The following is a 6,605-nucleotide window of genomic DNA, read 5'->3' as shown; positions in this document are numbered from 1 at the left end:
TTACGCTTGCTACAGACCTAACGGTCTTTCGCAACTCCGCTCTGCTCTAAAACCCCGAACCTACCTCGGCCTACTCACCCCGTGCTTAGCACTCCATGGCTCGCAGCGTTAGAGTTGCTGTGTTTAAATCTAAATATTGTGCTCATCATCCTATCTCGCTTGTCTTCTTTTTCTATGCTTCCATAATACCACACCTCAAAATAAATACAACTATTATTTGCTAATTATAGTTGTATTTAAAGGCAAAATTTAACCACACTCGCTTACGGCATTGAGCAATGCGATCAATATTTGATTGTCCTAATAATTCTAAGCCGCTGTATGCTTTGATGTGCTCACTATGGCGATTTACTTCATTAATATGATCAATAAAATAATCAATGCAGCCTTGAAGTCCGTCATTTTTGGCAATATGTGACAAAGGTTGCTGATGATCACCGTTTAAAATCAAAAAAAGCGCCATCTCACCTAAAACAATTGCTGTTGAATCACAACCATATACCCCTCCAGTATAACAATTATAGCTTAGATAAAAGCCAGAAAAATCGAACACACTGTTTGGCGAACTAGTGTAACTAAAAGAGGCTATTTGATATTTAAACATGGTGGTTTCCTTATATTTTAATCAATTTAGCGAATGTGGCTCCGACTCACCTTTTCCCCTTGCCACAAAAGCATAATACCATAACCACAACAAAATACAACTATCATTAACAAATTATAGTTGTATAAAGGCGCGAAACGCGCCCATCTTAGCAAGATAAATAAATATGGAAGTTATAGCCATCATGAATAGTGAAATATTCACCGCTACACTCTGCATCATGCGCCATCGCCTCATAGTCGATATAGTTACGCAAATGAGTTGGAATATCAGTGCATTCTTCTGTTAACTGCTCCATGTAATCCGCTAAAGAATCATAAGCACCGAGATAATTACTCCGCATTCTTTCAGCCTCTTCTATGCTTTCTAACTCATTTAGCAAATAAAAACCTAAATCACCATGCTCTTCAATAAAACCTGCCGCCTCGCAGACGGACTTTACGCCTGAATACTCACCGATATAACCTGGCAAATCTTCAAGGTCATGAAATGCCCACTCTTCTGCATCTTCACACTCTGAAGAACGCAAAACCTGGTTAATCGCTTCATAAAGCGCATCTTCATCGCCATCGACTTTGGCCCATTCCCCATGTAAAATTCCATTGTTATAATCAGAAAGTGAGGCAATATAAACGGCAGGCTTGAAATTATTCATTGATTTTTTCTCCTAGTTGGACTCTGTAAGAGGGCCATCCCTCCTACACCTCTATAATACCAAAACCATGAAAAAGTGCAACTATAATTAACACTTATTTACTACATTATCGCCTGATTAATAAATTATTATGCAAAATATCAATTAAAAAACACAATGACTTATAACGTAAACATCAATAATTACGCAACTATTATTTGCAATTATTATTGCAAATTGCAACACAGTATGAGATAATTATGTCATAGGTAAAAAAGAGGCTTTTTTATATGCTTAGGTATGGTTTACGACAAAACAAAAATGGCACCTGCTACATTAACGTGATGCGTGACGTGGGGAAAATAGATAGTAATGGCAACAGAAAACAAAACTACGAACAAGCCACTAAGATAAAATTACCTGCCTCAGTGAGTGAGTACCCTGCAAAGCTTGACAAGTCACACATACAAAACCTCACCGCCGATGAAATTACAGCACTACAAAACTGGTATAGCAGTGTATTATTTTCAGCAACAGAATTAGAGTCACCCGTTAAAAACCTAAAATCTGACGTTTATCATACCGATGAAAAATTTCTTGATGCAATTAATGAACTCGCCAGTATTGCACGTAAACATAAAGTTGAATTTATACCCAAGCAAGTCATGCTTGAAGCCTTGCTTGATGCAGCCAAAAAAACCGAACACGCAATTGAAAAGAAAACAGGTAAAAAACTAGGGCTTTTATCAAAAGTGGGAGTTGATTCCAGACCTACAGGGTTGATAAAAAAACTCGATGAGGGGAGCCGTAAGCTCTTTGAGCGCGTCTATGATCTCCCCTGCGGCACACAAGAAGCACTCAGGCAATTTAACGCTATAGCAGAGCGTTATAGCCGCCGTAGCCGCATGAGCAGTGAATTACTAAGAAAAATAGCAAAACCTAAAAAAGATGAATTTTTGCCTACAGTAAAAAAATGGATGTTCTCAATTGCTATCGACTTATTGCATGAAAATGACATTAACCCCCTATCCATCGCTGAAACAGAAAGTGTTGCCTATTATTTTGCATTGCAACGACAACAAGAGAAAGTGAATAAAAAGGAGTGTGTATTTCTTTTTAAAACCCGATTTCAGCCGACCAAAGAACAGCTTGCGCTTGGTACTAAAGCGATAGAAAGCCTCTATGAAGAGACAGCCACAGCTTAAGGGATTAATCATGTCAGATAATACAAAACCGACAAAAAAAGACTATCTAGTGAGTTATATTAAAGACAGCTTGGACCCTACACCAGCACTACCGCACTTATTTTGGGTGGTTTTAACCTTTGGTATTGCTATTTATCTAAAAGTCTCTGGCATTATTGGCGGCACAGCTTTAGAGCACTTTATCGAGTTTTTGCTTTTTGCAGTTGCCTTGTTTCAGTTTGGTATTGCATCAATAAAAAGCTTAGCGCCTGCCCTTGCTGGTATTGTTCTCAGCTTATTTTGCTTACAAGCTCTTAAAGGCGGTGACGTTATCCCTTATATTACCAAAGAAATGCTAGTGGGCCTTTTAATTGCTTCAACTATTGGTTTAGCGATTAGCGCCCTTGGAAAAATACACTCATAAGTCAATATGAACAAAAAGCCACTACCACAGCAACTCATCAATCAATGGCATCCAGCTAAAAATGGCGATTTGTCTGCGAATGATTTTACTGTTTCTTCTAATCAAGCAATTTGGTGGCTTTGTGAAAATGGTCATGAATGGCAGAGCACAGTTTGCCATCGTGTTTATAAAGTCAAAAATTGCCCATATTGTCGGCACACCGCCTTAGCAGATTCTCACCCTGAAATAGCTAATGAGTGGGATACAGCCATAAATAATCAATCACCTCATCAGGTCGCAACAAATAGCGGCCAAGTAGCTACCTGGCGATGCTCTTATGGTCATAGCTGGCAGGCCCCTGTCTATCGGCGCACTCTAGGCATGGGTTGTCCGTATTGTGCAAATAAAAAAGCCAAAGCAAGCTTTAATTCATTAGCTCTATTGCATCCAGAGATCGCTCAAGAATGGGACCATGAACGCAATGAATTAACGCCCTACGAGGTCACAAAAGGCTCTAGAAAGTATGCATGGTGGAAATGTGCTGACGGGCATGGCTGGCGCACCCGAATTGATGCGAGAACATCAGGGCTAACAAAATGCCCTGAGTGCTATAGAATAACCAAAATCCACAAACAAAAAATCACTACCCAGTAATAAACAAGGTTCATGCATGCTTAATGCGAAAGAAAAATTACTTACACTCTTAACAGATATGACCGCAAAAGACCCACTTGCAAAGCACACAAAGGCTTTTGCTTATGGGCTTGGCCTTTTTCTATTATTTTCATGGTGTTATGTCCTTACAACTTCAGGGTTATTCCCCAGCCTCCTGCTAGGAGCAACTTTTGTGATTTTCTTATATCTACAAGTGAATCGCTATGCAAATAAGCTAATTAGACTACCGAAATCAACTAAACCTCGAATTGAAGATGCTAGGTTGTTGATTGTTAGCTCGAAAGCAATGACACTTTTTAGTGCAGGCGCTTTCTTTACATATGTTATGGCTATATTTACATCATAAACTGTTAAATTACATGCTATTAATTTACAACAACCTTTTCAAAAACAATAAGATAGCTAGGCCATATCAGCTTATGCTTGGGTAACTTCTTTAAAAAAAAATGATTTAGTGGTAAACTCACAGACTCAGAAGTGTACTAATATTTATATAGTAAGGCTTAAAAAGGCGAAGTTTGGAATGAAAGTGAAAGTAAGCATTCATGGTGATAAAATAAGCGAAAAACGTTTAAGACGTGAACTTCGTTCATCTGTAAGAGCTTCATCTGAACTTGAAGGTATTAGGCTAGATGATAGCAGGCATAAGCGTGCTCAAAAAGCAGCATCTTCTTTTGAGCTACCAGATTACAAAACCTTTGAAATTAACTCATGACTCATAAAGTATTTATATAAATAAGTAGATACTTGGTTGTTCTGGTACTTATTTCTTACATCTAACTCTACTGCTCTATTATAACTCCTTCTTTTGTGCTTTGAGTCATAATTAAGATTTAAACGAAAACCTTGTTCTCTCGCAATTACTTCTAAGAACAATCGAATAGCCCGGCCATTACCATCAGGAAACGGATGTATCCAAGCTAAGTCTATATGCAACGATGCTAATAAATTAGCAAGATGTTCTTTTGTTATTTTCTCAAAGTTCTTAAAAAAAACACTGACATCTTTCATAGACTCTTGTATAGCTGCGCTTAGGTTTTCATTGATTGGCATAGTAGGATTATCTTTCTTACCAACGACAACATCTTCAGTTCTATATTGACCAGCCCACTCATATAGCTCACCAAACCAAGCATGATGGCAAAAAAACAAGGTTCTTTCATCAATTTCAAAATTAGGAAAATTCTTAATTAAAACTTCGACTACCGTTCCTGATCCCATATCCTCAGCAAATTCAACCTCGTCTTTTGTTTTCGCTCCAAACTTATTATTCAATAAAGTCTCATCTTTTTCTTTCTTATTACAACCAATAATATTTCCACAAACTAACTGAAGATTTTTTTTCTTATCATAAAATATAGAGTTAGTTTTACGGCCTATAACTTCCCAGCGCTCACCTTTGCTTTTACTAATTAACCGAACGAATTCTTTTTTAGGGAGAGAAAAAGCAATATCGCCAACTTGTAATGGCCTTTTTTCAACTGTTGGGTGCTTACTATAGTGGTATTTAGGGGGTTTTTCTTTTTTATTGCCCTGCGGCGAAGTCACTAATCCAAGAGTATCATTCCAAAACCAATGTTTATAGTCGCCTTTTTTTCCAGTTCTTTTTAAATAACTAGTAGCCATACTCTATATTGCGCCAAACTTTAAAAGCAAATTTAAACACTATTTTATACTTTATTTGAGCAAAGCCTATAAAATGATGCCTTACTAATTTTATATTTTTCTATAATCAGTTTAATTGTCATTCCTGACTCTCTATCCTTAATCATAGATTCAATTTCATCATTGCTGTACTGGCGTTTTCGTCCAAACTTTACACCTTTCGCCTTGGCAATTCTAATTCCATCAGTTTGACGCTCTTTGCGTATGTTATTCTCAAACTCGGCAAAAACCCCTAATAGCTGATACATCATTTTACCTAGAGCACTGCGTGTATCAATTTTTTGATCTAATACAACAAGATTAATTTCAGAAACAATTAGGCTCTCTACAATTTGATTTAAGTGTGTATTTGAACGTGCAAGACGATCAAGCTTAGTAACAACTAATGTATCCTCATCACGCAGGTAATCTAAGCAATTTTTTAATTCCTGGCGGTTTTGATCTACTCCACTGACTTTTTCCTGATATATTTTCTTGCACCCATAGTCTTGTAATTTTTTTATCTGAGACTCTAAGTTTTGACCATAAGACGATACTCTTGCATAACCAACTAATGCCACAAGTCACTCCTGCACTAATTCATAGCTGTTAGCTATTGCTTTGTTTAAGAACTCTTCAAGCACACCTGTATTTGATAGCGACTTTAGATATTCTGCACGATGATCATTTAAAATAAGAGGTGGAATATAATCACTTTTTATTGCTTGATAAGCAATCAGAAGCCGCCCAACTCGACCATTACCATCAGCAAATGGGTGTATACGCTCAAACCTAATATGAAAGTCTGCAATATCAGCTAAAGACAAGGTTTTATCCTTGGTTTGATATAGTAAGTTATTAATATCTTGGTCAATCATTTGAGGTTGAGACAACTTAATGTCTATACCTTTAATGTAACGCTCATCTGTTCTCCATGCCCCTATTGGTTTTTCTAATCTTTCAGGGCATATTTTCATGGCTTTTGAAAACAGAATTGCATGAACGTCTTTGATAAAACTATCATCCAGCTTACTTGATGTATTATTTGCTTCCCTAATAATAAAATCAAATGCATCCGCAAACCCCATAACGACAAGTTGTTCGTGAAGGGGTTTATCTCCGGCAGTCATTCCAGATTCAAGAAGTCGTTTAGTTTCACCAAAAGTTAGGCTGATACCCTCAATTGCATTAGAGTGGTGAGTAAAGCTTGTTCGTAAGCGTGAGAACAGATCATTTCTTTCTATCGTTGTAAGTTGTGATAATGAAATCATGTCTTTTAATCTCTAAAAGGTTGTAACACTCCTATTATAAGACACATATTAAGACATTGAAATACCTAGAAAAAATAAACGTCTTAAATCGTACGCTGCGAGCCATGGAGTGCTAAGCACGGGGTGAGTAGGCCGAGGTAGGTTCGGGTTTTTAGCCGGGGGGAGTTGCGAAAGACCGTTAGGTCTGTAG

At 37.4% G+C, this 6,605-nt stretch carries 10 protein-coding genes; 5 read left to right on the top strand and 5 right to left on the bottom strand.

The window, feature by feature from the left end:
* Positions 1–220 precede the first annotated feature (220 nt).
* A complete protein-coding gene (locus C200_RS07920; RefSeq protein WP_051307358.1) occupies positions 221–604 on the bottom strand; it encodes a hypothetical protein in 384 nt (127 codons plus the stop codon).
* A 148-nt stretch (positions 605–752) separates the two neighbouring features.
* Positions 753–1,259 (bottom strand): antirestriction protein ArdA, encoded by a 507-nt coding sequence (locus C200_RS07915; protein ID WP_016211444.1) that lies wholly within the window; start codon positions 1,257–1,259, stop codon positions 753–755.
* A gap of 269 nt (positions 1,260–1,528) precedes the next feature.
* Here C200_RS07915 and C200_RS07910 point away from each other — a divergent pair, with 269 nt between their 5' ends.
* The 5 genes from C200_RS07910 (at position 1,529) to C200_RS07890 (ending at position 4,215) form a co-directional block, all read left to right on the top strand.
* A complete protein-coding gene (locus tag C200_RS07910; protein WP_016211440.1) occupies positions 1,529–2,443 on the top strand; it encodes a hypothetical protein in 915 nt (304 codons plus the stop codon).
* Between the two features lie 10 nt (positions 2,444–2,453).
* A complete protein-coding gene (locus C200_RS07905; protein WP_032126541.1) occupies positions 2,454–2,846 on the top strand; it encodes a hypothetical protein in 393 nt (130 codons plus the stop codon).
* A 6-nt stretch (positions 2,847–2,852) separates the two neighbouring features.
* Positions 2,853–3,479: a zinc-ribbon domain-containing protein gene (locus tag C200_RS07900; RefSeq protein ID WP_016211437.1), complete on the top strand. Its 627-nt coding sequence runs from the start codon at positions 2,853–2,855 to the stop codon at positions 3,477–3,479.
* Positions 3,480–3,495: 16 nt separating this feature from the next.
* Positions 3,496–3,846, top strand: coding sequence for a hypothetical protein (locus tag C200_RS07895; protein ID WP_016211445.1), 351 nt, complete (start codon positions 3,496–3,498; stop codon positions 3,844–3,846).
* Positions 3,847–4,023: 177 nt separating this feature from the next.
* Positions 4,024–4,215: a hypothetical protein gene (locus C200_RS07890; RefSeq protein WP_016211434.1), complete on the top strand. Its 192-nt coding sequence runs from the start codon at positions 4,024–4,026 to the stop codon at positions 4,213–4,215.
* Here the strand turns inward: C200_RS07890 and C200_RS14535 are convergent.
* Genes C200_RS14535 through C200_RS07875 form a run of 3 tightly spaced genes read right to left on the bottom strand, consistent with a single transcriptional unit; the run spans position 4,188 to position 6,415 of the window.
* Positions 4,188–5,126, bottom strand: coding sequence for a Fic/DOC family protein (locus C200_RS14535; protein ID WP_016211436.1), 939 nt, complete (start codon positions 5,124–5,126; stop codon positions 4,188–4,190). The two genes, C200_RS07890 and C200_RS14535, sit on opposite strands and share 28 nt — an antisense overlap.
* Positions 5,127–5,170: 44 nt before the next feature.
* The gene (locus tag C200_RS07880; RefSeq protein WP_016211439.1) at positions 5,171–5,725 is read right to left on the bottom strand and encodes a recombinase family protein; all 555 of its coding nucleotides are present in this window, start codon (positions 5,723–5,725) and stop codon (positions 5,171–5,173) included.
* A gap of 3 nt (positions 5,726–5,728) precedes the next feature.
* Positions 5,729–6,415: a Fic family protein gene (locus C200_RS07875; protein ID WP_016211443.1), complete on the bottom strand. Its 687-nt coding sequence runs from the start codon at positions 6,413–6,415 to the stop codon at positions 5,729–5,731.
* Positions 6,416–6,605 lie beyond the last annotated feature (190 nt).

This window comes from Piscirickettsia salmonis LF-89 = ATCC VR-1361 (assembly GCF_000297215.2).
Taxonomy (GTDB): Bacteria; Pseudomonadota; Gammaproteobacteria; order Piscirickettsiales; family Piscirickettsiaceae; genus Piscirickettsia; species Piscirickettsia salmonis.
Note: the sequence above shows the minus strand (reverse complement) of the source record. Positions and strands in the feature narration are given on the sequence as shown.